Source organism: Lacibacter cauensis (genome assembly GCF_007830055.1).
In the GTDB taxonomy this organism is placed as follows: Bacteria; Bacteroidota; Bacteroidia; order Chitinophagales; family Chitinophagaceae; genus Lacibacter; species Lacibacter cauensis.
Map to the genome: position 1 here is coordinate 382588 of NZ_VLLE01000006.1, position 26256 is coordinate 408843.

Below are 26256 nucleotides of genomic sequence, written 5' to 3' on the forward strand. Positions count from 1 at the left end.
ATCTACTTTTACCTTTTCCGGCTGTTGCTGATGAGCATCAATTGCTCTGTTGACACATCTCATAGCAAAATGCAGTTCTAAATAATACATTTAGTGTATGAATAATTTCGAATCACATATATACGGCAGCAAGCCGGTGGTTGTTGATTTTTTTGCAGAGTGGTGTGGGCCCTGCAAGTTGATGACTCCCGTACTGCAACAGGTGAAAGATGCGGCAGGCGACCGTATAACTGTTTTGAAAATGGATATCGATAAGAATCCCGGTTTTACTCATCGCTATGGAGTACAGGCAGTACCAACGCTTATGATTTTTAAAGACGGACAAGTCATCTGGCGTAAAAGCGGCGTGGTACCTGCACACGAAATATTACAATACCTCAATACAGTGATGAGCTGAATTGCTTTCAGAACAGCTGGTTATCGCCGGGCTTTGGCCCGGCTTTTTTATAACTGTTTTTGCTTACCTTAATTCCGCATGATCTCATTATTCGATTTTTGGAAAGTGCTTGCCGGTGTTGCCATTTTTATGTTAGGCATGATGATGCTGGAAGAAGCATTGCAATTGCTGGCGGGCAGGCCGTTTAAATTATTTCTGCGTAAACACACTACGCATAAATTAAAAGCCATTGGTGCAGGAGCTCTTGTTACAGCTGTATTGCAAAGCAGCAGCGTTGTAAACCTGATGCTGCTGGCATTTGTTGGTAGTGGCATTATACAAATGGAAAATGGTTTGGCCATGATGCTGGGCAGCAACATCGGTACAACATTTACCAGTTGGATTGTGGCAACAGTTGGCTTTGAATTTAATTTAGAAAATCTTGCACTGCCAGCCACCGGCATTGCCGGTATTGCTATGATGTTGCTGAACAAGCACAGCAAATGGTTTCAGCTGAGTAAATTTTTCCTGGGCTTCAGCTTCCTGTTTGTGGGGTTGAACTTTATGAAAACCGCTGTAGAATCGATGGTACAGCAAACCGATCTCAGCAGGTTTAACGATTATTCGGTATTGCTGTTTTTATTGATCGGTGTTTTGATCACTGCTTTGATACAGGCCAGTTCTGCAACCATTGCATTAGTACTTGCTGCATTACATGCACATGCCATCGAATTACAACCGGCTATGGCGATTGTACTTGGTGCAGAAATTGGCACCACCATTAAACTTTTTATTGCATCGGCAAAAGGTATTGCGGCCAAAAAACGTGTAGCGCTGGGTAATTTTTTAATGAACGTGCTTGTTTCGCTGCTGTTGATTTTTGTACTCGCTCCAATCGACAAGCTTATTACAAAACAACTGGGCGTTACCGATCCTGTGTATGCCTTAGTGGTGTTTCAAATATTCGTCAACCTCTTCAGCATTGTACTGTTTTACCCGTTTCTGCAGCCGTTTGGAAAATTTTTATCGGACCGCTTTCAAAGCAGTAACGATGAAACATTGTTCATTCACAAAATAAAACCGGGCGAAACAGAGTTGGCAGCGCAAGCGCTGCAAAAAGAAGCGGCTTATTTTCTGCAGCTGGTGACGGATTACGCCAAACGGATTTTTGAGCTGAATCATCTTGAAAATGCCAACAATACTTCCTTCAACAAAAAACCGGTAGAAGAGCAATACGAATTCATTAAGCATCTGCATGGCGATATCCTTGCTTTTTATGTAAAGCAACAGGCTGCACAGTTGCAACCGGAAGATGCAATGCGCCTGCAACGTTTTATTTCTGCAGTACGCAATGGCATGTATGCAGCAAAGAGTATTAAAGATGCTTCGCTTGATGCGATCCTCCTGCGCAACTCATCGAACGATAAAAAATACAGTTACTATACCGAAAGCAGGGAACAGATCAAACATATTCTTACTACGCTCAACGAAATACTGCTGCAGCAAAAAACAGAACAAACAGCAGCAGATCTCATTCAACTTTACAAACACATCATTGAACGATATACGCAGGAGCTGAAAAAACTCTACCTGCAAAGCAGTATTGAACATTTAAACGAAACAGAAATCTCCACCATCATCAATTACAACCGGGAGCTGTACACGGCCTACAAATCGCTGCTGCTTGCGGTGAAAGACCTGTTACTAACCGAACAAGAGGCGCAGCAGTTTGATGAATTGCCCGGCTTTATCCGGTAGCTATGAGCAGCATCAAAACCGGTAATGACACCTATCATTACAAAACAACAAAAGGCTGAATAACTTTATTGTTCCGTTAATGATATTGCCATGCTTGGTATACTCAGTAAAACAGAGATCGAGGAACTGCTGTACAGCAGTTCCCTCGGTCGTATTGGTTGCAGCTACAATGGTAAAACCTATGTAGTGCCGGTTAATTATATTTACGATGGCCGCAGTGTAATAGCACATTCAACAGAAGGATTGAAGATCCAGATCATGCGCAAGAATCCATCGGTTTGTTTTGAAGTAGACGCTGTAAGCAATAATAAAAACTGGCAAAGCGTCATTGCACAAGGTACTTACATGGAACTTACCGGCGAACGTGAACGGTACGATGCCATGAAACTGTTTGTTGACCGTATGCTGAAATTAAAAATCAGTACTACTGCACATCCACCCGAACTGGAACCTGAACGCACACACAACAGCGGTTCTGCCAAACCGGTTATTTACCGCATTCTCCTTACAGAAAAAACGGGGCGTTACGAAAAAGAATAGTCCAACTTCATTGATCTGCATGATGCTCATCATTGCAAACAGCTTTTGTAAACAGTAACTTAGAACCGATATAACAGTTTATTCACCTGTAAATATTTTTTATGAACACAATTGGTAAAATCGCCATCGCTGCAGCAGCAGGTGTTGTTGCAGGTGCAGTTGCAGGTATTTTGTTAGCACCCGATAAAGGTGAAAACACACGTAAAAAAATTATGGACAGCGGCAAAAAGCTAACCGACACTGTTAAAGGCAAATTCGACGGGCTGAAGGTGAACGTTCGTGGTAAAGCCGAAGCAATGAAAGAAGAAATGGGTGAACTGGTATAACACAAACTGTTCATGATGCAAGACACATTTGCCAAAGCCGAAGAACTGGCCGAACACGTAAAGGAATACATCCATAACCGTATGGATGTGGTGAAACTTGATACTGCTGAAAAAACATCGAAAGTGGCAGCATTCGTTATCGCAGCTATAACCGTTGCAGTATTTATTTTCAGTTTCTTGTTTTTTGCCAGCGTGGCTTTGGCATTTGTTTTTTCAAGAACAACCGGTTCGCTTGCTTGGGGCTTTTTAATTGTAGGTGGCATTTACCTGTTGCTGGGCATTATTATCTGGCTATTGAAAGACCGCATTATTCAACTGCCCATTATGAATGCATTGCTGCAGCAGTTGTTCCGGAACGAAGAGGAAGACGATGAAGAAAATTAAAAACATAAAACAATTAAAAGCAAGGCGCAAACAACTGGAGCAACGAAAGGCTGAGCTGGAAAAAGCCATCCGTTACGATTGGCTGGATGTAAAAGAAAGTATTCGCCCAAAGAATGTAGCCGGGCAGGTGTTTGCAAGTATGTTCGAGAAAGAAAAAGTAAACGGCGAATCATCTTTGGCAGAAACCTTATCGCAACTGGCAGCTGTGCTTACAAAAATCGGCGTTGAAAAAGTCGAAGAAAAAGTAGCCGAATGGATGCATAAAAAGAAATAAAGCCCGACTAACCCTGTATGCAATTGCAAGTAGCCGCCCCCAACCGGGTGGCTATTTGATTGTTTAAAAGCAACGGCAAACAACATTGCTGCTTTCAAAAATCCAATTGTTAAAATCACTTGCGTCAACAGCATTTTTTTCTGACCTCAATCACAGCATTCGTTGATGTTTGTTCTTGAAAAAAGCGTTGCTGTAAACGTATCTTCAAACCGTTCAAACAATTACTCACACATAAACCAAGGAGGTGTATATGTCAACAAGAGCTATTACAAAACCTGGCATGTTACCAACAATGTTCGATGATTTTTTTAAACCCTGGAACGAATGGTTCGACAACAGCAGTTCTTTCCTCGGCCGCACTATGACAATGCCTGCTGTAAACATTGTTGAGAACAAAGAGGACTACATGGTATCTCTTGCTGTACCCGGAATGAAAAAAGATGATTTCAATATTGATGTTGAAGGCAACATGCTCACCATCAGCAGCGAAAAAGAAGAAAGCAAAGAAGAAAAAGAAGATAAGTACACCCGTAAGGAATACAACTATTCTTCTTTCAGCCGCAGTTTTACTTTACCAGATGAAGTAAACAAAGAAAAAATTGAAGCGAAATACGAAGATGGTGTGTTGAAACTGATGCTTCCTAAAAAAGAGGAAGCGAAGAAGCTCGCAGCGGGCAAACATATCGCTGTAAAATAATCTCGCCGATGGCGGGATTGTAACCCGGGCCCTGCCGCAATAGATTTGTGGCGGGGCTTTTTGTATGCATGAGCATCGTCAGTTTATTTTCTGATGATGGTCAGAAAGCAGCAAACGGGTCATTTCTAATTTGCAGCCTGTTATGAGTACGAGTGTTCAACCAACCGTTCAATGCTATCACTGCGGTGAAGATTGTGTAACCGAAACCATTCAGCTGGCCGATAAAACGTTCTGCTGCCACGGTTGCAAAACCGTTTACCAGGTGCTGAACCAGAGCGACCTGTGCAACTACTACGAACTCAACAAAAACCCCGGCACCACACAACGCATCACCGTCCGCAAAGACAAGTTCTCTTTCCTCGACGACGAAAAAATTCAACAGCAGATTGTATCCTTCCGCAACGAAGAGCAAACACATGTAACGTTTTATCTGCCGCAAATCCATTGCAGCTCCTGTTTGTGGCTGCTGGAAAACCTGCACCGGTTAAACAGTGATGTTGTTTCATCGAGAGTAAACTTTACCCGTAAGGAAGTTGAAATTGTGTTCAACCATAACCGCACTTCATTACGTACTGTTGCCGAGCTGTTAACCAGTATCGGTTACGAACCCTACATCAGCTTACAAAATCTGCAGCAGGCAAAACCACGCATCCAACGCAGTTTAATTTATCAACTCGGTGTGGCTGGTTTTTGTTTTGCCAACATCATGCTCATGAGCTTTCCCGAATACCTCGGACTCGAAGAAGCTGAAAAGAGCATGCAGTACCTGTTTCGTTATTTCAATCTGATTTTATCGCTGCCTGTGCTGCTGTACAGCTCGCTTCCGTTTTACCAAAGTGCATGGGGCAGTTTAAAACACAAGTACCTCAATATTGATGCGCCGATTGCATTGGCCATCATCATGACCTTTGGCCGCAGCTTATACGAAGTGCTGAGCAACACCGGTAGTGGCTATTTCGATTCCATGAGCGGCATTGTGTTCTTTATGCTGGTGGGTCGTGTGCTGCAGGAAAAAACCTATCAGCAACTTTCGTTCGAGCGGGATTACACTTCTTATTTTCCCATTGCAGTAACCGTTATCAAAGACAACAAAGAAACTCCTACTGCCTTGCCCGATATCAAAGTAGGCGATACCATTCTCATCCACAACGAAGAACTGATTCCGATTGATGGATTACTTACCAAAGGCAAAGCGTTGATCGATTATAGTTTTGTTACCGGCGAATCCTTACCTGTGCTGAAGGAAATGGGCGAACTGTTGTATGCAGGTGGAAAACAAACCGGCAGCAATATTGAATTGCTGGTAATGAAAGAAGTGGCGCAGAGCTATTTAACCCGTCTCTGGAACAACGATGATCAGCAAAAAACAGTCAAGGTTTCGTTTGTAGATGCGCTGAGCCGCTACTTTACCTGGATTGTTTTTGCACTGGCTGCAGCGGGTGCCTTGTACTGGAGCTTCTACGATGGAGGCCGTGCATGGAATGTGGTAACCACCATTTTAATTGTAGCTTGTCCTTGTGCATTGTTGCTAAGCAACAGTTTTACCAATGGCAATGTGTTACGCATACTCGGCAATAACAAATTCTACTTGCGTAATGCACAAACCATTGAAGAAATTGCCGATGCCAACCATATCGTATTCGATAAAACAGGTACGCTTACCACAACTGAAGCACAGGATATTTTATTTTCAGGCGAACCCTTCAGTGACGAGATAGCAGGCAGCATTGCTGCATTAGCTGCACAAAGCACACACCCGTTAAGTAAACTGCTGGCAAAAGAGTTTAAGCAAAACGGTGTGTTCGACGTAAAGCAATACAGGGAAACTACCGGCAAAGGCATCAGCGGTATTGTTAACCAGCGCATCATTACTATGGGCTCTGCCGAATTTGTAACCGGCTATGCTTCGCAAAAATTTGAAGGCAGCATCGTGTATGTTTCGGTTGATGGCAGCCTGCTTGGCTACTTCAGCATACGCAATCATTATCGTACACACATTTTCGATCAGATAAATAAACTACGTAAGCAATACCGCATTTCCATTCTTTCGGGCGATAATGAAAGCGAACGGTTAAACCTGCAGAAAGAATTGGGTATGGATGTGAAGTTGTTCTTTAACCAGCAACCACACGATAAACTCAACTATATCCGGGAGTTGCAGCAAAAAGGTCAGAAAGTGATTATGATTGGTGATGGCCTGAACGATGCCGGTGCCTTGAAACAAGCCGATGCGGGTATTGCCGTAACCGAAAGCACTAACAATTTTACACCTGCCAGCGATGGTATATTGGAAGCTACACAACTCAGCCGGCTTACTGCTTATTTGAAGTTTACCAAAGCCAACAAACGTGTGGTATTGGCCAGCTTTGTACTTTCTATTTTGTACAATGTTATTGGTTTAAGCTTTGCGTTGAAAGGAGCTTTATCGCCCATGATCGCAGCTATTTTAATGCCTTCCAGCTCGCTCAGTATTATCTTGCTCACCTTCGGCGCTTCTTCGTTGTATGCTCGTTTGATTGGAATGGGAAGAAAGAAGTGATGAGTGAGTGGTGGTGAGTGGTGGTGAGTGGTGGTGAGTGGTGGTGAGTGGTGAATAGTGAATAGTGAATAGGGAGTATCTGCACTTTCGGTCTTCTAACTTCTGGTCTCGAATCTTTCAGACTTTCCGTCTTCCGGTCTTCCCACCTTCCATTTTAAATTTTTCCTGACCATGATCACCGGAGTTTGACAAGAGTCAATGATTTATCTGATTTGCGTCATCTCTCACTACGTACCCTCCCGATAGTTTTACAGCCGAAAATAATCTTTTATGAGTGTCATCTTCCTGTTGCTTATCGCCAGCGTATCTGTGGCTGCCCTTTTTTTGGGAGCATTTTTGTGGAGTGTGAAAAGTGGTCAGTACGACGATGAAACATCTCCACCTATGCGTATGCTGTTCGATCCGCCGCCGCCTTCTTCCTCCGGCACTTCAAGCGAAACCAATTCAACCCAACAATAAACAACAGACAAATTGAAATTATGCAAACCGAAAAGTTTTATTACGACAACAAGATTGTAAAATACTTTGCCAATGCCACAGCGCTTTGGGGAGTAGTAGGTATGATTGTAGGTTTGTGGGTTGCCATCCAGTTTTATTTACCTGCTTCATCGCTCGATTATGCAGGTACAACGTTTGGCCGCCTTCGTCCCATTCACACCAATGCCGTCATCTTTGCTTTTGTTGGCAACTGCATGTTTACCGGCATTTATTATTCGTTGCAGCGTCTTTGTAAATCAAGGATGTTCAGCGATACCTTAAGCTGGATCCATTTCTGGGGCTGGCAATCCATTATTGTTGCAGCTGCACTTACCTTATTCTTCGGTTTTACAACCGGTAAAGAATATGCAGAACTGGAATGGCCCATCGACATCATGATCACACTCATTTGGGTGGTGTTTGGTGTTAACATGTTTGGTACCATCTTCAAAAGAAGAGAAAGTCACCTGTATGTTGCCATCTGGTTTTACATTGCTACCTGGATCACCGTTGCAATGTTGCACATTGTTAACTCGTTCGAAATGCCCGTATCGCTGTTTAAAAGTTACAGCTGGTATGCAGGTGTGCAGGATGCGTTGGTACAATGGTGGTATGGTCACAATGCCGTTGCTTTCTTCTTAACTACTCCTATTCTCGGTTTAATGTATTACTTCCTGCCAAAAGCAGCGAACCGTCCTGTTTATTCGTATCGTTTATCCATCATTCACTTCTGGGCACTCATTTTCATTTACATCTGGGCTGGCCCGCACCACTTATTATATACAGCGTTACCCGATTGGGCACAATCGCTGGGTGTGGTGTTTAGTGTAATGTTGATTGCACCAAGTTGGGGTGGTATGTTGAATGGTTTGTTTACACTGCGTGGTGCGTGGGATAAAGTGCGTGAAGAACCGGTGTTGAAATTTTTTGTAGTAGCTGTTACCTGTTATGGTATGAGCACGTTTGAAGGACCGATGTTGAGTTTGAAAAGTGTAAATGCTATTGCACACTTTACCGATTGGATTATCGGGCACGTACACATTGGTGGTTTAGGCTGGAATGGTTTTATGGCCTTTGGTATGCTGTACTGGCTGGTACCAAAAATGTGGGGCACTACTTTGTATTCAAAGAAACTTGCAACCAACCACTTCTGGTTGGGTACAATCGGTATCGTTATTTATGCTATTCCTTTATACTGGGCAGGTTTTGCACAAGCCGAAATGTGGAAGACGTTTACCGAATCAGGTCAGTTAAAATTCCAGTTCCTGGAAACTGTTACCAACATCATACCCATGTACATTACACGTAGTGTAGGTGGTACACTGTACCTCATTGGCGCATTTATGATGGTGTATAATTTAATTAAAACAGCGAAGCAAGGTACGTTCATTGCAAATGAAGAAGCAGAAGCTGCTCCACTTGCCAAACACGAATCGCATGTAAAAGAATACTGGCACCGCTGGATTGAAAGAAAGCCTGCCACCTTATTAGTGTTCAGTTTAATTGTTGTAGCAATTGGTGGTATACTTGAAATTGTACCTACATTCCTTATTAAATCGAACGTACCAACAATTACAAGCGTTAAGCCGTACACTCCGCTGGAACTGCAGGGTCGTGATATTTACATCCGTGAAGGTTGTTATACCTGTCACTCACAAATGATCCGTCCGTTCCGTGATGAGGTTGCACGTTACGGCGAGTATTCAAAAGCAGGTGAATTTATTTACGATCATCCATTCCAATGGGGCAGTAAACGTACAGGTCCGGATCTGGCACGTGAAGGTGGAAAATATCCCGACAGCTGGCATTACAACCACATGATGGACCCCCGCAGTATGTCGCCCGGTTCTATTATGCCAAACTATCCCTGGTTATTAGATAACGATCTGGATACGGCATCAACACCTGCAAAAATCAGGGCGATGCAAAAGCTGGGTGTTCCTTACGCAGAAGGTTTCGATGCAAAAGCAAACAAAGATTTAATGACACAGGCCAATGGTATCCGCATCAGTTTAAAGATGGATAAAATTGAAACGCCTGCCAACAAGGAAATCATCGCATTGATTGCTTACCTGCAGCGTTTGGGCAAGGATATTAAAGCAGAAAAGAAAACAGAAACTGCTGCCTCTAATTAATCAACCGGAGCGGAACCCCGGTTCCGCTCCTTAAAATATCTGTCATGAAATTTATACACTACCTCGAAAAGATCAGCAACGTAAGCATATATGGCTTAAGCTCGTTTCTCATCTTCTTCATCTTCTTCTGCGCTGTTTTCATTTATGTTATCAGTGCAAAGAAGAGTGATATGAATGAACAAAGTCGTATTCCATTGGACTAACTTTTAAAACAACGAACCATGTTCACATACAAAAAACATTTTCTTTCATCGTTCTTACGCAAATTGTACATAGCTGCACCGCTGTTATTGCTGGGTACAGCAGCAACGGCACAGCAAACAGGAGGAGCACCCGCCCCTTCCATCTGGGATAATGCACTGGCGTTAACCATGCTCATCATCAGCCTGGTATTATTGCTGGTAATTGCATTACTCGCCAACGTGGTATTAGGTACTGCCAAACTTCATTTCGATAAACAAAAGAAAAGTGACAGTGCAACAAAAATTGTTGCTGTACTGCTTTTGTTTTTAGCACCTTCTCTGCTGCATGCACAGGATGCAGCAACCGATGCAGCTGCTGCAGCACCATCATCCATTGGTGGTTTAACACCGCTTACCTTTTGGGTACTGGCAGGTGTGATTGCAGTTGAGTTGCTGGTTATTCTTGTAATGGGATTGTTTGTAAAACGTTTCCTTGCAAAAGAAAAAATTGCCATTGCTGCCGAAGCAGGTATTGCTGCTGAAGCAAAACCATCGGGCTTTAAAGTGTGGTGGGATAAGCTCAACAGCTTTAAACCAATGGAAAAAGAAGCAGACATCGATCTTGGTCACAACTACGATGGTATCCGTGAACTGGATAACCGTTTACCCCCATGGTGGTTGTATGGCTTTTATGTAACCATCATTATTGGTGCAATTTATTTATGGCGTTACCACATTTCTGAAACAGCTCCGTTGAGCAAACAGGAATTTGAAATTGCCATGAAAAAAGCGGATGAAGAAAAAGCCGCTTACCTCGCAAAATCGGCAAACAACGTTGACGAAAACACCGTTACAATTTTAAAAGAACCTGCTGCACTCGATGCGGGCAAAGCAACCTTTGTACAAATGTGTGCAGCCTGCCACGGTAAAGCCGGCGAAGGTGGTGTTGGACCCAATCTTACAGACGATTACTGGATCCATGGCGGCAGTATTAAAGATGTATTTAAAACCATTAAATACGGCTGGCCCGAAAAAGGGATGAAAGCATGGCAGGATGATTTTTCACCTGTACAGATTGCGCAGATCGCCAGCTATATTAAATCCCTGCACGGCACTAACCCTCCAAATGCAAAAGAAAAACAAGGCGATTTGTATAAAGAAGATGGTGCAGCACCTGCAGCAGACAGTACTGCAAAAAAAGATGTAGTTATTAAGTGATGTTGAATTGATGATACTATGAACAACGAAGAAAATATACAACAGGAACAAAAAAAGGAATCTTTCCGTGACCGGATTGCAACAGTTGATGCACAGGGAAAACGCAAATGGATCTTTGCGCAAAAACCGAAAGGAAAGTTTTACAATATCCGCACATATGTAAGCTTTTTCTTCTTCCTCATTTTTGTAACCCTTCCGTTTATTCACGTAAACGGAAGGCCCCTGTTTATGTTTAATATACCGCAGGCGAAATTCATCATCTTCGGTAAAGTGTTCTGGCCGCAGGACTTTTTCATCTTCGGTATTATCATGATCACGTTTATCGTGTTCATTGTATTGTTTACAGCAGCATTCGGTCGATTGTTCTGCGGTTGGGTTTGTCCGCAAACCATTTTTATGGAAATGCTGTTCCGCAAACTGGAATATGCCATTGAAGGCGATGCAGCCAAACAAAAACTGATGGCTGCGGGCCCTTGGACCAGCGAAAAAATTGCACGCAAGGCTACCAAGCACATTGTGTTTTACCTGTTGGCATTCATTATTGCCAACTTTTTCCTGGCATATATTATTGGTGTAAAAGAGTTGTGGGCCATGATGCATCATCCGGCCGACAATGTGGGCAACATTGCCGCATTGATGGTTTTCTCTGCTGTATTTTATGCGGTGTATGCGTTCTTTCGTGAACAGGCTTGTACCGTTGTTTGTCCTTATGGCCGTTTACAAGGTGTGTTGCTCGATAAAAACTCCATGATTGTTGCTTACGATTACAAACGTGGCGAAGAGCGCAAAAAAATTAACAAGAGTGAAGAACGCACAGCAGGCGATTGTATCGACTGTCATCAATGCGTGAAAGTTTGTCCTACCGGTATCGATATCCGCAACGGTACACAAATGGAATGTGTAGGTTGTACAGCCTGCATCGATGCCTGCGATCATATGATGGAAAGTGTAGGCTTTAAAAAAGGATTGATTCGTTATGCCAGCGAAAACGGTATTGCCAATCATGAAAAGCTGCACTACACACGCCGTATGAAAATGTATACCGGCTTGTTGATTGTTTTAACCGGCTTACTGACTACTCTCCTGCTTTCGCAGAAAGATGTAAAAGCAACCGTAATGCGTACACCAGGGTTATTGTTCCAGGAAAAAGGAACAGACAGTATTTCAAACCTGTACAACATTAAGATCGTTAACAAAACCATGAACGATATTCCGTTAACTGTTAAGCTTGAAGACCACAACGGAACAATTCAACAGGTAGGTAATACCATTCATGTAAAGAAAGAAGGACAAGGTGCAGGATCATTCTTCATCATCCTTCCCAAGGAGCAAATTAAACAACGTAAAACAGTAGTACATGTAAGCTTGTACGAAGGCGATAAAAAAATCACCACTGTGAAAACAAATTTTCTCGGACCCATTTCATCAACCAATTAAAACAATGCACTATGACACTTAACTGGGGACATAAAGTAACACTGGGCTTTAGTGCTTTTGTACTATTCATGTTTTTTATGGTGTACAAAAGCGTGCATACCGATTTTCAACTGGTATCGAAAGAATATTACAAAGATGAGCTTGCCTATCAGCAGGTAATTGATGGCACCAATCGTGCCAACGCATTAAGTACAACAGTAAGTGTGGCACAAAGCAACGAAGCCATTACCATTCAGCTGCCCGAAGAAATGAAAGGCAAAAAAATAAGCGGTAACATCTGGCTTTACTGTCCAACCAATGACAAGCTGGATCAGCGGTTAACCTTTACCGCCGATGCAGCTGCCCGCTACCAGCTAAACAGGAAAAGTGTTGCAGCGGGCAACTATGTAGTTAAAATTAACTGGACAGCAGATGGTACTGCATTTTACAACGAACAACCTTTTACAGTAAAATGATGCTCGAAGCAATAACAGGAGGTTTGCTGCTGGGCGCATTCAGCAGTTTGCATTGCATAGGCATGTGCGGACCGCTGGCTCTTGCGTTACCGGTACAGCATTTACCTGTTTGGCAGCAACGTTTTGCAGCCATTATGCATAACCTTGGCCGTATTGTTACGTACGCATTGTTTGGTTTATTATTTGGCTTTGCAGGACGTGGTTTGCAACTGGCCGGTTTTCAGCAGTGGCTATCCATCATCAGCGGTGCAGTTATTTTATTTTTTATCGTGAACTACTACCTGTTACGTAAAAGCTGGCAACCTGCATTTACAGTAAAACTAAATCAAGCCGTACAGCAACTGATGATTCGCCTGCTGAATAATAAAACCGCTAAAACCTATTTACTGTTTGGCATGGTCAACGGATTACTTCCTTGTGGTATGGTGTACGTTGCGCTTGCAGCGGCACTCAATTTCCGGGAAGTAGAAAACAGTGTTGTGTTCATGAGCAGCTTCGGAGCAGGTACTGTACCGTTATTATTACTGTTAACGGTGTTGGGGCACAGCGTTTCATTTTCGTTACGCAGTAAGATAAGAAAAGCCGTTCCGTACATTATGACGGTTATGGCTGTACTGTTGATTTTACGTGGTTTAAACCTGGGTATTCCGTTTATAAGTCCTGTTTTGGCAGGCGCAACAGCTGCTCCGGTACAATGTCATTAAAAAAGGTACAAGTGATGAGGATCATTAACGCTATTGACAACTGTTATAGAGAACCGCTGAGGCAAAATGTAGATTTGCTTACTTGTGGAACTCAATTGTTCACACAAAAAAACAATGATCACTATTGTTATGGGTAATAATAAAAAGCTTTTTCAATACCGTCACGAAAGTGATACGTGGAAGCGGTACCTGCAGTTTATACAGCAGGAGAACAACCACTTGAAAACACGTCTCTCGCAGGTATTGCAACACGATACAGATGAGGAGTTCCTGGAACGTGCAGAGTACTTCCAAAGCAAGTTTATTGCTGAAGACGATACTGTGAACATGTTACGGCAGGATATTCATGAAATTGATCAAATGCTGTCGAAAGATAAAGTGGAAGATTCTTCACTTATAAAAGAACTGCAGAAGAAGCTGAAGAAGATGAACAAGGATATGGAGATTGTTGAACGCCAGTTTAACAAACTGAAAACTGATTTCAATACGTACTTAGCAGACAGCTTATAATAATTTTCGCAGGAAATACAGCAGCATCTGGTGCATCGAGGGAGCATTCAGGTGCTGTTCCTTTTTATGCAGGTTGCAAAAAAGTATGTCAAACAAAACGGGCTGCATTGTTGCAGCCCGTTTTCTAGTTGAACAAGTTTCAGCGATTGTAATTAATTGATGAGGTTTTCAAGTTTCTTCTCGTTAATAATAACAATGTTGCCTTCTTTAATATCGATAAGTTTTTCCGAACGGAAATCGCCCAATGTACGTATCAACGATTCAGTAGCTGTACCGGCAATGCTTGCCAGGTTTTCCCGGCTGATGTTGATGGAGAACTGTCCCTCACCTACCTGGTATTTCCGCTGCAGACTAATCAGTGCATCGGCAACTTTTTTGCGCAGCGAATTGTAAGCGAGCCCCAACAGGTGCTCTTCTTTTTCTGCAACATTTTTTGCCAGCAGCTGAATAAATTTTTGTGCCACCTGGCTGTTGCTGTTCATCAGTTCATCAAAATCAGCTTTGGGAATAATGGCCAGTTCACTGTCTTCCATTGCCTCTGCCGTTTCTTTGTAAGATCCACCTTCGAGCAAAGCAACATAACCCAGAAAATCGCCTTCGGTATACAAACCAACCACCAGTTCTTTACCATCGTCGTTGGTTTTAAACGTCTTTACTTTTCCTTTTACAATATAAAACAAACGTGCAGCTCGGTTACCCTCGTTATAAACTGTTTGCTTTTTCTTGTATTTGTTGATATCCCGGTCGGCTGTAAGCGATTCCAGTGCATCTTTCGATCCTGCTGCAGCCAGCAGTTTATTTACACCTTCCAGACCCGAACCGTATTCTTCTTTCAACAGATCGGCTTTTTTAATACGGCCTTCAATGGCATTGAGCAATTCGGTACCGCTGAAAGGTTTGGTAATATAATCATCGGCACCCAGCTCCATACCCCTGCGCAAATCGCTGCGTTCAGTTTTGGCTGTAAGAAAAATAAAAGGAATATTTTTTACGGCTTCGTTTTTATGCAATGCATGCAACACACCATAACCATCCAGCACAGGCATCATAATATCGCACACAATCAGGTCGGGCTGTTCGGCCAAAGCTGTTTCAATACCAATTTTTCCGTTGGGAGCAGTTACTACTTTGTAGTTGGCCAGTTCCAGTATTTCGGCCGTGTTCTCCCTGATGTCGTCGTTATCTTCAATAAGCAGAATTTTTTTCATTCTTCTGTTGAGTTTTATTGTGCAGAACGTTTCTGAAAAGTAATAATAAATTCGGTGCCTTTATCAGCCTCGCTGTGGCAGGTTATTTTTCCATTCATTAATTCGGCGTATTTCGATACAATATGCAGTCCTAAACCGGTGCCTTGTATATTAATCGCATTGGCCGCACGGAAAAAGCGCTCAAACAAATGCTCCTGGTCTTCTTTTGAAATACCGATACCGCTGTCTTTTATCCGCAATTCAATTGCAGCAGGCGTAACGGTTGTAGCAAGACTTATTTCGCTGTTTTCAGGCGAAAACTTAATGGCATTCGAAAGTAAATTGAGGCTGATGTGCTTGAACATGCCGGGATCGAGTTCTACCTGTGTTTCGCCACTGTGCTTATAGGTAATTTGCTGCCCCACTTTACACATCGAGCGCATTTCGGAAATGGTATCGGATAAATTTTTCTCCAGGTCGAACACACTGAAACGGGCCTGTATTTTTCCTTCTTCGATCTTGCCTACATTGAGGAAGTCGTTCAGAATATCGGTGAGCAGGTTTACCGATGAAATGATCCGTTGAATATGCTTCTCCCGTTTGGGCTGATCTTCGCTGCTGGTATATTTCTGCAGCAGGTACACCGACGACAGCACGGTACTTAGCGGCGTGCGGAACTCATGCGATGCTACCGAAACAAATCTCGACTTCAGTTCGCCCAGCTCCCGCTCCTTGTTCAACGCTGCACGCAGGTCTTTATCTTTCTCTTCAATTTCATCAATCTTTTCGTTCAGTATCTGCACTGTTTCCTGCAGCGATATGGTACGGGCCTCCACTTTTTCTTCCAACTCTTCGTTCAACTGCAGCAATGCCTGTTCTGCTTTTTTGCGTGCGGTAATATCGTTTACAAAGGCCACCACAAAAAATTCATTCTCCACCTCGTAATTACCAAGGCTCACCTCTACCGGGAACTCGGTGCCGTCTTTTTTGGTAGCAAACAAATCAAGACCAATGCCCATCGGCCTGCTTTTAGGCTCGTGCATATAATGCTCACGCTGGTGCACATGGCGGTGATGAAAACGGGCAGGTATAAGTATTTCAATTTTTTTACCCAGTATTTCATCTTTCGATCCATACCCGAATTGAGCAACGCCAAACTGGTTAACCGATACAATGGTTGCCTCGGCGTTTACAAGAATAATTCCAATGCTGGCATGATCGAATAATGTTTGAAAAAGTTTTGCTTCGGCAATAGACTGCATACGTAATATTCTGTATGTGCTTAGTGTTTAAAGATATCCAGGTAATGCACGTTTCTTAATCCGGTAAAGGTACTGATTACGAAGGGAGTTTTTGTTTTTAACGCTGCTTTCTTTACTGATTTATTTAATTAATTTGTCCGGGATTTCGGACCGCATTGCTATTTTTCCGATGTGCAGAGCACTGGCGTTACTACAGCCTGCCTTACCTGCCATTATAAGTAAATACGATGAGCGCCCGGATACCTGTTTTTCTTTAATTTTTGAACTGTTAAATATGTCAACCGAAATAAAATGCCCTAACTGTGGCCACGAATTTGAACCAACCGACAGCATACGGGAGGAAGTGCAGAAAGAATTGCGTACGAAAATGACCGAATGGCAAAAGCAACAGCAGCAGAAATTTGATGCGCAGTTGCTGGAAGAGAAAAAGAAAACACAAAAAGAAACCGAAGAACTCATCCGCAAAAACATTGCCTCCGATTTTGAAAACAAACTTCGCCTGCTGGAACAGAACAATAAAGACAACGAAGAAAAACTGAAAGAAGCACGACAGCAACAGGTTGAAATTTTAAAGCGTGAACAGGAGCTGAAAAACAAAGAAGCAGAACTGGAACTGTCGGTACAGAAAAAATTGCAGGAAGAACGGGAAAAACTATCGGGCGAAATACGCAAGCTGGAAGAGCAACGTATTGCCGCCAAAGAAACCGAATACCAGCTGCGGTTAAAAGAAATGGAAAAGCAACTGGAAGACCAGAAAAAACTGGCCGAAGAAATGAAACGGAAAGCCGAGCAAGGCTCCATGCAGCTGCAGGGTGAGGTGCAGGAATTGTTGCTGGAAGATTTGTTAAAGCAATCGTTCCCCTACGATTCCATTGCAGAAGTAGGCAAAGGTGTAAAGGGCGCCGATTGTATTTTACTTGTACGCAATAAGTTTGGACAGGAATGCGGTAAAATTATTTTTGAAAGTAAACGTACCAAAGATTTCTCCGAGCAGTGGATAGAAAAACTGAAAGCCGATATGCGCAGTCAATCGGCCGATATTGCTGTGATTGTTACACAAGCCATGCCCAAAGGCCTTGACAGCTTTGGCGAAAAAGACGGTGTGTGGGTCTGCAGCTTCAGCGAGGTAAAAGCACTCACACATGTTTTAAGAGACAGTATTGTGCGTATTGCACAGGCAACAAAAGGCCAGGAAAACAAAGGCGAAAAAATGCAGATGCTGTACGACTATTTAACCGGTAATGAATTTGCCGAGCAATGGAAAGCCATTCGTGAAGGTTTTATGAGTATGAAAATTTCCATTCAGAAAGAACGTGATGCGATGGAAAAACTCTGGAAACAACGGGAGAAACAATTGGAAAAAGTTTTGCTGAACGCAGCACATATACGTGGCTCGGTAGAAGGTATTGCAGGCAGCGATGTAAATATCAATCTTTTGGAAGATTCAACCGATCTGTTAACCGACGATTAAAATGCCGCAAGACCCTACTCCTGTTGTAATCACCTTTAAAGATTCTACGTACACCATCTATTCCCTTGCGGAATATGATTTGCTGCCCGATTCTGTAAAAGGCGGACCGGAAGAACGTAAACTTATCGAATCTTCTTTCCAAGCATCAACCGAAACAAACGATGATGGTTTGCCGTTTGCATTCTTTTGGTTTATAGCCATCATTATTCTCATTCTTTATCATATTATAAAAGATCTTAAAAAAGAAAAATACAGGCCTTCAACTCCGTTTAATCCCGATGCAGATAACAGCAACAGTAATACCTCACCTGCCTGTTATGTGTACAGGGGAAAAGAATTACGTTTTAGTACTGCTGAACTGCACAACGTCTGCAATAAGTATAATGCGTACTACAACCAACTTGCGCCAAACAATCAGCAATTGTTTCTTGAACGGCTGCAACAGTTTATCCGCAGTAAAGATTTCTATATTCATGCACCTGTGGCTTATAAAGAAATGCCCATTCTTGTTTCTTCATCTGCAGTACAAATCACATTTGGATTAGAAGATTACCTGTTACCGCATTTCTCTACCATCGTTATCCATCCGGCAGAATATTTTGCGTACGAACCATTGCGTGTATTAGTGGGTAATGTACAGGGCGATGTGATTACACTCTCATGGAAACATTTTCTGCACGATTATCAGAACCCAACAGATGGTAAGAATGTGGGCTTGCATGAAATGGCACATGCATTACAGGTACAATATCTTTTTCGAAAACCGAACCGGCATAACGATTTTAAAGTAGACTATGAACATTACGACCGGTTAGATGATGAGGTGCAACAAAACGAACGTTTAAAAAGCAATCGCCTTTTTGATGACAATGCACTCAAGAACAAAAATGAATTCTGGGCGACATCGGTTGAATTGTTTTTTGAAAAACCTGCAGAACTTAAACTGCAATATCCAAAACTATACGATGCTATTTGCGTGGTGCTGAACCAAGATCCGTTAACGGTCTGAATTGCTTTAACATTCTCTTCATGAATATTATTTCCTGTTTACCGCATCTTTGCAAAAACTTTTTTATGAAAAAATTCCTTATCATCCCATTTGCATTATTCTTTATGCAAACAAGTAATGCGCAATCGGCCAAAGCTGTTTTTGTTGAAGGTGGCGGCCCGGGTCTTGCATCGTTCAACTTCGACACCCGTTTCTCCGGAAAAGAAGGTGGTATTGGTGGCCGTATTGGTATTGGTGGTTTTAACGTTAATGGTGAAGGCGCTGTATTTGTTCCGCTTACATTAAACTACATTGTTAGTAAAGACAAAGCCAATTATTTTGAAATTGGTGCAGGCGCAACGCTTGTTCCTTCTTCATCTGCCGTGGAATCGGGACCATTTAAAAACACATCCGGTCACCTCAATTTTGGCTACCGCTTTCAACCCGAAAAAGGTGGTTTGTTTTTCCGGGCAACTATCAACCCCATTTTTGGCCAAAACTTTTTCTGGCCTTACTATGGCGGTCTATCGCTGGGTTACAAATTTTAAGTCAAACTATTCAACTAAACTAAAAACGGAATGCAATGCATTCCGTTTTTTATTTCTGCTTTTTAGCTTTTAATTCAGATCATCATCGTTGTAATCTTCTGCATCATCATCGTCGTGTGCAGTGGGTCCAAGATTGATCATGCTGCCAACAAGATCGTTGAACTCAATACGGCCTTCCACTACTTTTTTACTGATGAGAGAATACGCCGAAAGCCCATGCAGCACAAACTCCATCAACAATGCCGATTGTTGTTCGTTGGCTCCTTTAAAGTATTTTTTCACCAACGGATACAAACCATCTACACTGTACAACTGCTGAATTTTTTCTTCATCTTTTGTATTCATCAAAAGGGTAAGCTTATTTCCTTTATCAAACCAGTTGGTAATAGACTTGTACGGATTATCGGTTGCAGCATCGCCTCTGCGTTGTTTTTTTATTTGTTCCGGATTGGGGAAGTACTGCAGAAACTGTGCACGGATGGCTTTGTCGAGCAAATGAAATGCTACTTGAAAAGGACCTTCCTGCTCACCTTCGTACACCAGCTCAATTTTACCGGTAATCGATGGAATTATACCAATCAGATCGCTCATCCACACCTGCGTTTTCTTTTCTTTGTTTTGAATAGCACGCAGCTCGGCTGTACTTATCAGGTTTTCATACGCAGAAATGGTAAGCCTTGCACTCACACCACTTTTCTTATCTACATATTCGCTGTTACGTGCTTCAAAAGCAACCTGCTCCACAATGCGTTTTACAAGATCACTAACCTCAACAATCTTTTCCTGTTCAGGATGAATAACCGCTTCCTGCTCGGTAATGGCTAACCCTGTTTCAATTGTTTTTGGGTAGTGCGTTAATATCTGGCTTTCGATCCGGTCTTTCAACGGCGTAACAATCGATCCACGATTGGTATAATCTTCCGGATTAGCTGTAAACACAAACAAGATATCAAGTGGCAAACGCAGTTTAAAGCCACGTATCTGCACATCACCTTCTTCTAAAATATTAAAGAGCGATACCTGTATACGTGCCTGCAGATCGGGTATTTCGTTAATAACAAATACACAACGGTTGCTGCGTGGAATAATACCGTAGTGGATCACCCGTTCATCAGCAAAGCTCAGTTTTAAATTGGCTGCTTTAATAGGATCGATATCGCCAATCAAATCGGCCACGCTCACATCAGGTGTGGCCAGCTTTTCGCCATAACGTTGTGTACGGCTGATCCATTCAATGGGCGTATCATCGCCTTTTGCTGCAATCAGTTCTTTTGCGTAATGCGAAATCGGATGAAAGGGATCATCATTCACTTCACTGCCTGCAACAATAGGAATGTATTCATCCAATAACTCTGTCATTAAACGGGCCATCCTTGTTTTGGCCTGCCCACGTAACCCGAGAAATAAAATATTGTGGCGTGATAATAAGGCACGCTCCACATCCGGAATTACCGAATCTTCATAACCCAATACGCCATGAAAAACATTTTCGTTCTGTTTCAGTTTCGCAATTAAGTTTTGCCTTACTTCTTCTTTAATGCTTTTTGATTGATAGCCGCTTTTCTTTAACTCGCCTAATGTCTGAACCATGATAATTTTTAGTAATTAGTAGTTGTGAATGTTTTAATAAACCGTTTTCCGCTTCCCGCTTTCGAAATCTTTAAAAATAAATGCACCCAGTTTATCCAGTGATGCAAAGAAGGCTTTGCCGTTGTTCATTTCGGTAAACTCCTGTACAAATTTTTGTAAGTAAGGATCGGTAGCAATCATAAACGTGGTAATCGGTATTTTCAGCTTTTTGCATTGTGCTGCAAGATTAATACAACGGTTCACCACTTTCCTGTCGAGGCCAAAACTGTTCTTGTAATATTTCTTACCAATTTTTAAACAGGTTGGTTTTCCATCGGTGATCATGAAGATTTGCTTGTTCGGATTTCTTCTGCGGCGCAATATATCCATCGCCAGTTCCAGTCCTGCAACAGTGTTGGTATGATAAGGCCCCACCTGCAGGTAAGGCAAATCTTTTACTTCAATGGGCCATGCATCGTTGCCAAACACCACAATGTCCAATGTGTCTTTGGGGTATTTCGTTTGAATCAATTCGCTCAGCGCCATGGCTACTTTCTTTGCAGGCGTAATCCTGTCTTCGCCATAGAGAATCATCGAATGCGAAATATCAATCATCAACACGGTTGATGTTTGCGTTTTGAAATCTGTTTCACGGATTTCCAAATCATCTTCACGCATCATAAAACTATCAATGCCGTGATTGATCTGTGCATTGCGGATAGAATTGGTAAAATCAATCTGCTCCAATGTGTCGCCAAACTGGAAAGGTCTTGTTTCAGGATTTATTTCATCGCCTTGTCCCGGTTTAAATGTTTGGTGATTGCCTTGTTTTGTTTTCTTCAGCTTACCGAATATTTCTTCCAGCGATTGCTTGCGGATGGTCTGCTCTGTTTTTGCTGTTACTTTAAATTCGCCTGTAGCAGGGTTTTCATCAAGATAACCTTGCTGCTTCAGATCATCGATGAAATCGCCAATGCCATATTCATCGTTGGTGAGTTGAAACTTACGATCGAGCTGGTTAAGCCAATCCAATGCCTCTGCAACATCGCCACTGGTATATGTCAGCAATTGTGTAAATAAGTCGAGCAACTGCTCAAACTTCGATTTCCCATTCTCCGCAGGATCATATTTTGAAAAAAAGTGTCCAATCATAACTATACAATTTACTTCAAAAACAGCAATTGCTTTTTGCCGTTTGGAAGCGTGACAGAGAAATAACAAAAACCGAACCCGAAAAGTTCTTGCCGTTTTTACAGGCGTTTGTTTATTTTACGAGCAGAAAAAACACATATTCATGCGTCGCACCGTTCATTTTGTCATTAGCCTGGTTTGTTTTGTCTTCGTTTGTACATCCTGCAGCCAACCCAAATTGTTGTTGAAACCAAAAGCAACCATTGATACACTGCACCTCGAGCTCGATCTTAAACTGGTGCAGCAATACGAGTACCGGCAGGCGCTGATTAAAAAGATGACAAAGTTTGTGGAGGTGTACAACAGCGAGCAACATCCGTTTAAACTTTCGCTCAACAGCGGAGCAACCACCACCAGTTGTCAACTGAAAGTAGTACGGGTAAAATTCATTGGCACTAAAGAAAACATTATCGGCACTGCCATCAGCATTGCGGGCTTAAGCACTGCAACAATACTAACGGCTACAGGTTTTGCAGTTCCGTTTGGCTGGGTATATATTCCTTCGGCACGCACAAGTTTGCAACCAACTCTCAGCAGCGATATCAGCGAGGGGGTAAATTTTCAACGGGTTGGCATTTCATCAATCGGCATGTACCGGCCGCTTAGCAAACAGATCGATAAACAAAGCACCAAGTTTGTGAAGTACATTGTAACAATGGTGCAGGGCCTGGAAGCCGAATATGTAAAAACACGATAAACACAATTCACCTCCTTCAGGACAGCATTCAAACTGTACATAAAAAAGAACCCCGGATTTACCGGGGTTTCTTTTTTATTTTTTCTGTGTGTCTGTCGTATTCTTTATTGTTTGTGGTACTTCCTTGCTTTGCAGCGTATCTGCACCCGGTTTAACACCCTGTACATATTGCTTCACTGCCTGGTCAATACCCTCAATCAATTGTTTGGCTACCTGGTATTCGTATTCAGATGGTGTAGTGCCATCGCCATCAACATAACTTTCATAGAAAGCGATCTGTTGCTGCAGATCTTTCTTCACCTTTTCCATTACACGTTTACCCAATTCAATATCGCCTGCCTGGAAAGCCGTTAACGCAAAGTAGAAACTCTTCTCGTTATGATCGTTACCATAACGTGATGCCAATGCATACGGTACGTTCTGATCTTTGATCATCTGATCGGCACGTTGCAGAATTTTCTTTGCATCTTCTTTACGGCCGGCAGCCAGTAAGTTCATTGCAAGAATTGTGTGAGCGTTACGGATGTTCACCATGTGTCTTCGGTTCTCTTCATCAAAATAAACATCCTCTTTCTGTGCACCGCCGTACTTAAACTTGTTCATTACTTTATCAAACATCCAGTCTGTATTCGCTGTAGCTCTTGCATTTGCCACAGGCACCAGGCGGAAGGTTAAACCATCCTGACGCAGATAATCATCAAAACCAAGCTGGTAAGGTTGTGTAAAGTAAATCGGACGTTTCCAGTTGTTTGCTGCGATGATGTTGAGAATTGCGGCATCGTTTTTAAAGAGATAAGATTTACCTACCTGGAAACGCAATTCTTTTACTACACTATCCGAAGGATTAACGGTTTTGTTCTGACGAACCACTGTTTCATTCACCGGTACAGAAAAACGGTTACTGAAGAAGTAGTTAAGCAGCTCACCACCTTGTGGCGAACGATACATTTTTGTTTCAGCATCACTGCCCACCTGCTCTTTCATCATTTTATACAGATCGTGGTAGCTGCTGTCTGTTTGCGATACAGGAATGTAATAGCTCACATTGCGTTTATCACCAGCAATCTGTTCTTCGTTCCAGATTACATCAATCGGATCGCTTTCGTTTACTTTATAACGAAGCTGGTTAATGTACCAATCAGTTCCTAACAAGCTGGTGTTGATTACACGCACATCGGGACGGATACCTTTTACTTCCTGTGCATACCACAACGGATAGGTATCGTTGTCGCCCACTGTAAACAGGATGGCGTTTGGTGCACAGCTTTCGAGATAGTTGGTTGCAAGATCCGGCGCAATGGTTTTCTTGCTACGGTCATGATCGTCCCAGTTTTGTTGTGCCATTAACAACGGTACAGCCAGTAAACAAAGTGCTGCTGCAAGGTAAGTACCTGCTGCACCCTTTACTATTTTCTCAAACCATTCTTTTACCTGTATAAATCCAAGACCAATCCAAACAGCAAATGCATAGAAGCTTCCAACATATGCGTAATCACGCTCACGTGGTTGCGGACCAGCCTGGTTCAAATACAATACAATTGCAAGACCGGTAAAGAAGAATAACAAGCCAACAATGAGTGTATCTTTCTGATGTTTTGAATACTGATACAGAATACCAAGTATGCCGAGTATAAAAGGTAACAAGTAATACTTGTTGTTTGCTTTATTATCGTTGAGGCTGTCGGGCATTAATTTCTGGTTGCCCAAACGTGCATTATCTAAAAATGAAATACCGCTTATCCAGTTACCGTTGCGGCGTTCGCCCAAGCCCTGTACATCGTTTTGTTTACCGGCGAAGTTCCACATGAAATAGCGGAAGTACATAATGTTCACCTGGTAACCGAAGAAGAACTTAAAGTTATCGGCCATATTCGGATCACGTTCGTAACTGATGCGACCTTGTTGGTCACGCATTTTACCAATACCTAAAAACTGAGCGTAGTAATCTGCATGTCCTTGATCGTTACTTGCATCCCACACACGGGGGAACACCATTGTTTGATCGGCAGGATAAACAGGCTTACGTTTTTTACCTGTTACTTCATATTTATCGCCAACACGTTGGTAACTGTCACCATCTTCTGCATACTCTTCCACTTCCGAAGTAAACTTCTGTCCTTTCAGCAAAGGCACATCACCATACTGCTCACGGCTGAGGTAACTAACCAATGCCAGCGGATTGTTTACATCGTTCATATCAATACCGGGATCGGCATTGGCACGAATCATTGTTGTGATGTATGCTGAGTAACCGATGAGCATAAATGCAAAACTCCACAAACCTAAACGTAAGAAACGGTAATGATTTTCTTTTGCCCAACGTAAGCCAACCCAGATGAGTACAGCCAATAACACAAAGAAGAAAATAAACCCTGAAAAGAAAGGCAATCCGAAGCTGTTAACAAACATACGATCGAACAAACCTGCACCACTGATGCTCCACTGGATAACTGCTTTTTGCACTAACCCGGTAATTGCACAACCAATAAGGAAAGCGATAATACCACCTGTCCATGTAGGTTTGTAACGGCGGAAATAGTACACCATCACAATTGCAGGCAAGGTTAAGAGGTTTAACAAGTGTACACCAATACTTAAACCCATCATAAAGAAGATCAAAACGATCCAACGTTCGGCCGATGTACGTTTTACATCATCATCACCAGCCAATGTATCTTCATGTTCCCATTTCAAAATCATCCAGAACACTACTGCAGTAAAGAAAGATGATAATGCATATACTTCACCTTCTACAGCACTAAACCAAAACGAATCGCTGAAGGTATAAGCTAAACCACCAATTGCACCTGCTGCCATAATGGTAAACAACTGTACACCCTGGATTTCTTCGTTTCCTTTTTGTACCAATCTGCGGCCGAAGTGTGTGATGGTCCAGAAAAGGAACATAATGGTAAAACCACTTGACAATGCAGAAAGGAGGTTTACACCAATGGCTGCATCGCCGGGAGTAAACAATGTAAACAAACGACCGAGCATAATAAACAACGGTGCGCCCGGAGGGTGCGGAATACCCAGTTTGTATGCACAGGAAATAAACTCACCTGTATCCCACAAACTACCTGTGGGTTCCATTGTTAACACGTAAACTGCACAGGAAATAAGACCAATGATCCAGCCTGTAATGTTGTTGACCTTTTGAAAATTCATATGAAGCTTAGGTTTAGTATTGGCCCGCTATGGCGGGAAGCAGGCAAAAATAAGGAGATGAGTGTATAAACCACTATTTCAACAAGCTTTTAACAGCAGAACCTGATCAATTGATTTTTTGGCTGATGAGCGTACCGAACAATGGGCATCTTCGTTGTGTCAC

At 42.5% G+C, this 26256-nt stretch carries 25 protein-coding genes; 20 read left to right on the forward strand and 5 right to left on the reverse strand.

Going from position 1 to position 26256, the window contains the following annotated elements; all coding sequences use genetic code 11:
- Positions 1–97 precede the first annotated feature (97 nt).
- The 16 genes from trxA to IQ13_RS18290 all read left to right on the forward strand — a co-directional run bounded on the left by trxA (position 98) and on the right by IQ13_RS18290 (position 14012).
- Complete coding sequence (trxA, locus tag IQ13_RS18215; RefSeq protein WP_144888061.1) at positions 98–397, forward strand: thioredoxin; 300 nt, start codon at positions 98–100, stop codon at positions 395–397.
- A gap of 78 nt (positions 398–475) precedes the next feature.
- Positions 476–2134 (forward strand): Na/Pi cotransporter family protein, encoded by a 1659-nt coding sequence (locus IQ13_RS18220; protein WP_144888062.1) that lies wholly within the window; start codon positions 476–478, stop codon positions 2132–2134.
- Between the two features lie 90 nt (positions 2135–2224).
- Positions 2225–2674, forward strand: a complete 450-nt coding sequence (locus tag IQ13_RS18225; protein ID WP_144888063.1) for a pyridoxamine 5'-phosphate oxidase family protein — start codon at positions 2225–2227, stop codon at positions 2672–2674.
- Between the two features lie 101 nt (positions 2675–2775).
- Positions 2776–3000, forward strand: coding sequence for a YtxH domain-containing protein (locus IQ13_RS18230; RefSeq protein WP_144888064.1), 225 nt, complete (start codon positions 2776–2778; stop codon positions 2998–3000).
- A gap of 12 nt (positions 3001–3012) precedes the next feature.
- Positions 3013–3384, forward strand: a complete 372-nt coding sequence (locus IQ13_RS18235; protein ID WP_144888065.1) for a phage holin family protein — start codon at positions 3013–3015, stop codon at positions 3382–3384.
- Positions 3371–3658, forward strand: coding sequence for a hypothetical protein (locus IQ13_RS18240; RefSeq protein ID WP_144888066.1), 288 nt, complete (start codon positions 3371–3373; stop codon positions 3656–3658). Before IQ13_RS18235 ends, IQ13_RS18240 begins: the two co-directional genes overlap by 14 nt.
- Before the next feature lie 280 nt (positions 3659–3938).
- Positions 3939–4355 carry an Hsp20/alpha crystallin family protein gene (locus IQ13_RS18245; RefSeq protein WP_317129348.1) on the forward strand — a complete coding sequence of 139 codons (417 nt, stop codon included), beginning with the start codon at positions 3939–3941 and terminating at the stop codon, positions 4353–4355.
- Between the two features lie 142 nt (positions 4356–4497).
- Positions 4498–6894 carry a heavy metal translocating P-type ATPase gene (locus IQ13_RS18250; protein WP_144888068.1) on the forward strand — a complete coding sequence of 799 codons (2397 nt, stop codon included), beginning with the start codon at positions 4498–4500 and terminating at the stop codon, positions 6892–6894.
- A gap of 270 nt (positions 6895–7164) precedes the next feature.
- On the forward strand, positions 7165–7353 hold the full coding sequence (gene ccoS / locus IQ13_RS18255; RefSeq protein WP_144888069.1) for a cbb3-type cytochrome oxidase assembly protein CcoS: 189 nt from the start codon (positions 7165–7167) through the stop codon (positions 7351–7353).
- Between the two features lie 20 nt (positions 7354–7373).
- Positions 7374–9506: a cytochrome-c oxidase, cbb3-type subunit I gene (gene ccoN / locus IQ13_RS18260; protein WP_144888070.1), complete on the forward strand. Its 2133-nt coding sequence runs from the start codon at positions 7374–7376 to the stop codon at positions 9504–9506.
- A gap of 44 nt (positions 9507–9550) precedes the next feature.
- Positions 9551–9709, forward strand: coding sequence for a CcoQ/FixQ family Cbb3-type cytochrome c oxidase assembly chaperone (locus tag IQ13_RS18265; protein WP_144888071.1), 159 nt, complete (start codon positions 9551–9553; stop codon positions 9707–9709).
- Between the two features lie 18 nt (positions 9710–9727).
- Entirely contained in the window at positions 9728–10906 is a 1179-nt protein-coding gene (locus tag IQ13_RS18270) for a cbb3-type cytochrome c oxidase N-terminal domain-containing protein (protein ID WP_144888072.1), read from the forward strand.
- Between the two features lie 18 nt (positions 10907–10924).
- Entirely contained in the window at positions 10925–12343 is a 1419-nt protein-coding gene (ccoG, locus tag IQ13_RS18275; protein WP_144888073.1) for a cytochrome c oxidase accessory protein CcoG, read from the forward strand.
- A gap of 11 nt (positions 12344–12354) precedes the next feature.
- Positions 12355–12798: a FixH family protein gene (locus IQ13_RS18280; protein WP_144888074.1), complete on the forward strand. Its 444-nt coding sequence runs from the start codon at positions 12355–12357 to the stop codon at positions 12796–12798.
- On the forward strand, positions 12795–13502 hold the full coding sequence (locus tag IQ13_RS18285) for a sulfite exporter TauE/SafE family protein (protein ID WP_144888075.1): 708 nt from the start codon (positions 12795–12797) through the stop codon (positions 13500–13502). The genes IQ13_RS18280 and IQ13_RS18285 overlap by 4 nt, the downstream gene beginning before the upstream one ends.
- A gap of 114 nt (positions 13503–13616) precedes the next feature.
- Positions 13617–14012: a hypothetical protein gene (locus IQ13_RS18290; RefSeq protein ID WP_144888076.1), complete on the forward strand. Its 396-nt coding sequence runs from the start codon at positions 13617–13619 to the stop codon at positions 14010–14012.
- Between the two features lie 152 nt (positions 14013–14164).
- On the opposite strand, the gene IQ13_RS18295 is transcribed toward IQ13_RS18290, so the two are convergent.
- Together IQ13_RS18295 and IQ13_RS18300 are read right to left on the reverse strand one after the other, a co-directional pair.
- On the reverse strand, positions 14165–15220 hold the full coding sequence (locus IQ13_RS18295; RefSeq protein ID WP_144888077.1) for a response regulator: 1056 nt from the start codon (positions 15218–15220) through the stop codon (positions 14165–14167).
- Between the two features lie 14 nt (positions 15221–15234).
- Positions 15235–16461: a PAS domain-containing sensor histidine kinase gene (locus IQ13_RS18300; protein WP_144888078.1), complete on the reverse strand. Its 1227-nt coding sequence runs from the start codon at positions 16459–16461 to the stop codon at positions 15235–15237.
- A gap of 274 nt (positions 16462–16735) precedes the next feature.
- Between IQ13_RS18300 and IQ13_RS18305 the strand changes: the two genes are divergently transcribed.
- From IQ13_RS18305 to IQ13_RS18315, 3 genes are all read left to right on the forward strand, one after another.
- Positions 16736–17932 (forward strand): DUF2130 domain-containing protein, encoded by a 1197-nt coding sequence (locus IQ13_RS18305; protein WP_144888079.1) that lies wholly within the window; start codon positions 16736–16738, stop codon positions 17930–17932.
- Between the two features lies 1 nt (position 17933).
- Positions 17934–18941, forward strand: coding sequence for a zinc-dependent peptidase (locus IQ13_RS18310; RefSeq protein ID WP_144888080.1), 1008 nt, complete (start codon positions 17934–17936; stop codon positions 18939–18941).
- 65 nt (positions 18942–19006) lie between these two features.
- The gene (locus tag IQ13_RS18315) at positions 19007–19468 is read left to right on the forward strand and encodes a hypothetical protein (protein WP_144888081.1); all 462 of its coding nucleotides are present in this window, start codon (positions 19007–19009) and stop codon (positions 19466–19468) included.
- Positions 19469–19537: 69 nt separating this feature from the next.
- Here the strand turns inward: IQ13_RS18315 and IQ13_RS18320 are convergent, their stop codons facing one another.
- A complete protein-coding gene (locus IQ13_RS18320; RefSeq protein ID WP_144888082.1) occupies positions 19538–21058 on the reverse strand; it encodes a magnesium chelatase ATPase subunit I in 1521 nt (506 codons plus the stop codon).
- Between the two features lie 33 nt (positions 21059–21091).
- Positions 21092–22189: a vWA domain-containing protein gene (locus tag IQ13_RS18325; protein WP_144888083.1), complete on the reverse strand. Its 1098-nt coding sequence runs from the start codon at positions 22187–22189 to the stop codon at positions 21092–21094.
- Positions 22190–22331: 142 nt separating this feature from the next.
- On the opposite strand from IQ13_RS18325, the gene IQ13_RS18330 reads away from it, so the two are divergent.
- Positions 22332–22925 carry a hypothetical protein gene (locus IQ13_RS18330; RefSeq protein WP_144888084.1) on the forward strand — a complete coding sequence of 198 codons (594 nt, stop codon included), beginning with the start codon at positions 22332–22334 and terminating at the stop codon, positions 22923–22925.
- A gap of 75 nt (positions 22926–23000) precedes the next feature.
- On the opposite strand, the gene IQ13_RS18335 is transcribed toward IQ13_RS18330, so the two are convergent.
- Positions 23001–26093, reverse strand: a complete 3093-nt coding sequence (locus IQ13_RS18335) for a glycosyltransferase family 117 protein (RefSeq protein WP_144888085.1) — start codon at positions 26091–26093, stop codon at positions 23001–23003.
- Positions 26094–26256 lie beyond the last annotated feature (163 nt).

What these genes read in the sequence shown, in the direction of transcription:
- trxA (WP_144888061.1), top strand. Translation starts at nt 98, where the DNA reads ATGAATAATTTCGAATCACATATATACGGCAGCAAGCCGGTGGTTGTT.
- IQ13_RS18220 (WP_144888062.1), top strand. Translation starts at nt 476, where the DNA reads ATGATCTCATTATTCGATTTTTGGAAAGTGCTTGCCGGTGTTGCCATT.
- IQ13_RS18225 (WP_144888063.1), top strand. Translation starts at nt 2,225, where the DNA reads ATGCTTGGTATACTCAGTAAAACAGAGATCGAGGAACTGCTGTACAGC.
- IQ13_RS18230 (WP_144888064.1), top strand. Translation starts at nt 2,776, where the DNA reads ATGAACACAATTGGTAAAATCGCCATCGCTGCAGCAGCAGGTGTTGTT.
- IQ13_RS18235 (WP_144888065.1), top strand. Translation starts at nt 3,013, where the DNA reads ATGATGCAAGACACATTTGCCAAAGCCGAAGAACTGGCCGAACACGTA.
- IQ13_RS18240 (WP_144888066.1), top strand. Translation starts at nt 3,371, where the DNA reads ATGAAGAAAATTAAAAACATAAAACAATTAAAAGCAAGGCGCAAACAA.
- IQ13_RS18245 (WP_317129348.1), top strand. Translation starts at nt 3,939, where the DNA reads ATGTTACCAACAATGTTCGATGATTTTTTTAAACCCTGGAACGAATGG.
- IQ13_RS18250 (WP_144888068.1), top strand. Translation starts at nt 4,498, where the DNA reads ATGAGTACGAGTGTTCAACCAACCGTTCAATGCTATCACTGCGGTGAA.
- ccoS (WP_144888069.1), top strand. Translation starts at nt 7,165, where the DNA reads ATGAGTGTCATCTTCCTGTTGCTTATCGCCAGCGTATCTGTGGCTGCC.
- ccoN (WP_144888070.1), top strand. Translation starts at nt 7,374, where the DNA reads ATGCAAACCGAAAAGTTTTATTACGACAACAAGATTGTAAAATACTTT.
- IQ13_RS18265 (WP_144888071.1), top strand. Translation starts at nt 9,551, where the DNA reads ATGAAATTTATACACTACCTCGAAAAGATCAGCAACGTAAGCATATAT.
- IQ13_RS18270 (WP_144888072.1), top strand. Translation starts at nt 9,728, where the DNA reads ATGTTCACATACAAAAAACATTTTCTTTCATCGTTCTTACGCAAATTG.
- ccoG (WP_144888073.1), top strand. Translation starts at nt 10,925, where the DNA reads ATGAACAACGAAGAAAATATACAACAGGAACAAAAAAAGGAATCTTTC.
- IQ13_RS18280 (WP_144888074.1), top strand. Translation starts at nt 12,355, where the DNA reads ATGACACTTAACTGGGGACATAAAGTAACACTGGGCTTTAGTGCTTTT.
- IQ13_RS18285 (WP_144888075.1), top strand. Translation starts at nt 12,795, where the DNA reads ATGATGCTCGAAGCAATAACAGGAGGTTTGCTGCTGGGCGCATTCAGC.
- IQ13_RS18290 (WP_144888076.1), top strand. Translation starts at nt 13,617, where the DNA reads ATGATCACTATTGTTATGGGTAATAATAAAAAGCTTTTTCAATACCGT.
- IQ13_RS18295 (WP_144888077.1), bottom strand. Translation starts at nt 15,220, where the DNA reads ATGAAAAAAATTCTGCTTATTGAAGATAACGACGACATCAGGGAGAAC.
- IQ13_RS18300 (WP_144888078.1), bottom strand. Translation starts at nt 16,461, where the DNA reads ATGCAGTCTATTGCCGAAGCAAAACTTTTTCAAACATTATTCGATCAT.
- IQ13_RS18305 (WP_144888079.1), top strand. Translation starts at nt 16,736, where the DNA reads ATGTCAACCGAAATAAAATGCCCTAACTGTGGCCACGAATTTGAACCA.
- IQ13_RS18310 (WP_144888080.1), top strand. Translation starts at nt 17,934, where the DNA reads ATGCCGCAAGACCCTACTCCTGTTGTAATCACCTTTAAAGATTCTACG.
- IQ13_RS18315 (WP_144888081.1), top strand. Translation starts at nt 19,007, where the DNA reads ATGAAAAAATTCCTTATCATCCCATTTGCATTATTCTTTATGCAAACA.
- IQ13_RS18320 (WP_144888082.1), bottom strand. Translation starts at nt 21,058, where the DNA reads ATGGTTCAGACATTAGGCGAGTTAAAGAAAAGCGGCTATCAATCAAAA.
- IQ13_RS18325 (WP_144888083.1), bottom strand. Translation starts at nt 22,189, where the DNA reads ATGATTGGACACTTTTTTTCAAAATATGATCCTGCGGAGAATGGGAAA.
- IQ13_RS18330 (WP_144888084.1), top strand. Translation starts at nt 22,332, where the DNA reads ATGCGTCGCACCGTTCATTTTGTCATTAGCCTGGTTTGTTTTGTCTTC.
- IQ13_RS18335 (WP_144888085.1), bottom strand. Translation starts at nt 26,093, where the DNA reads ATGAATTTTCAAAAGGTCAACAACATTACAGGCTGGATCATTGGTCTT.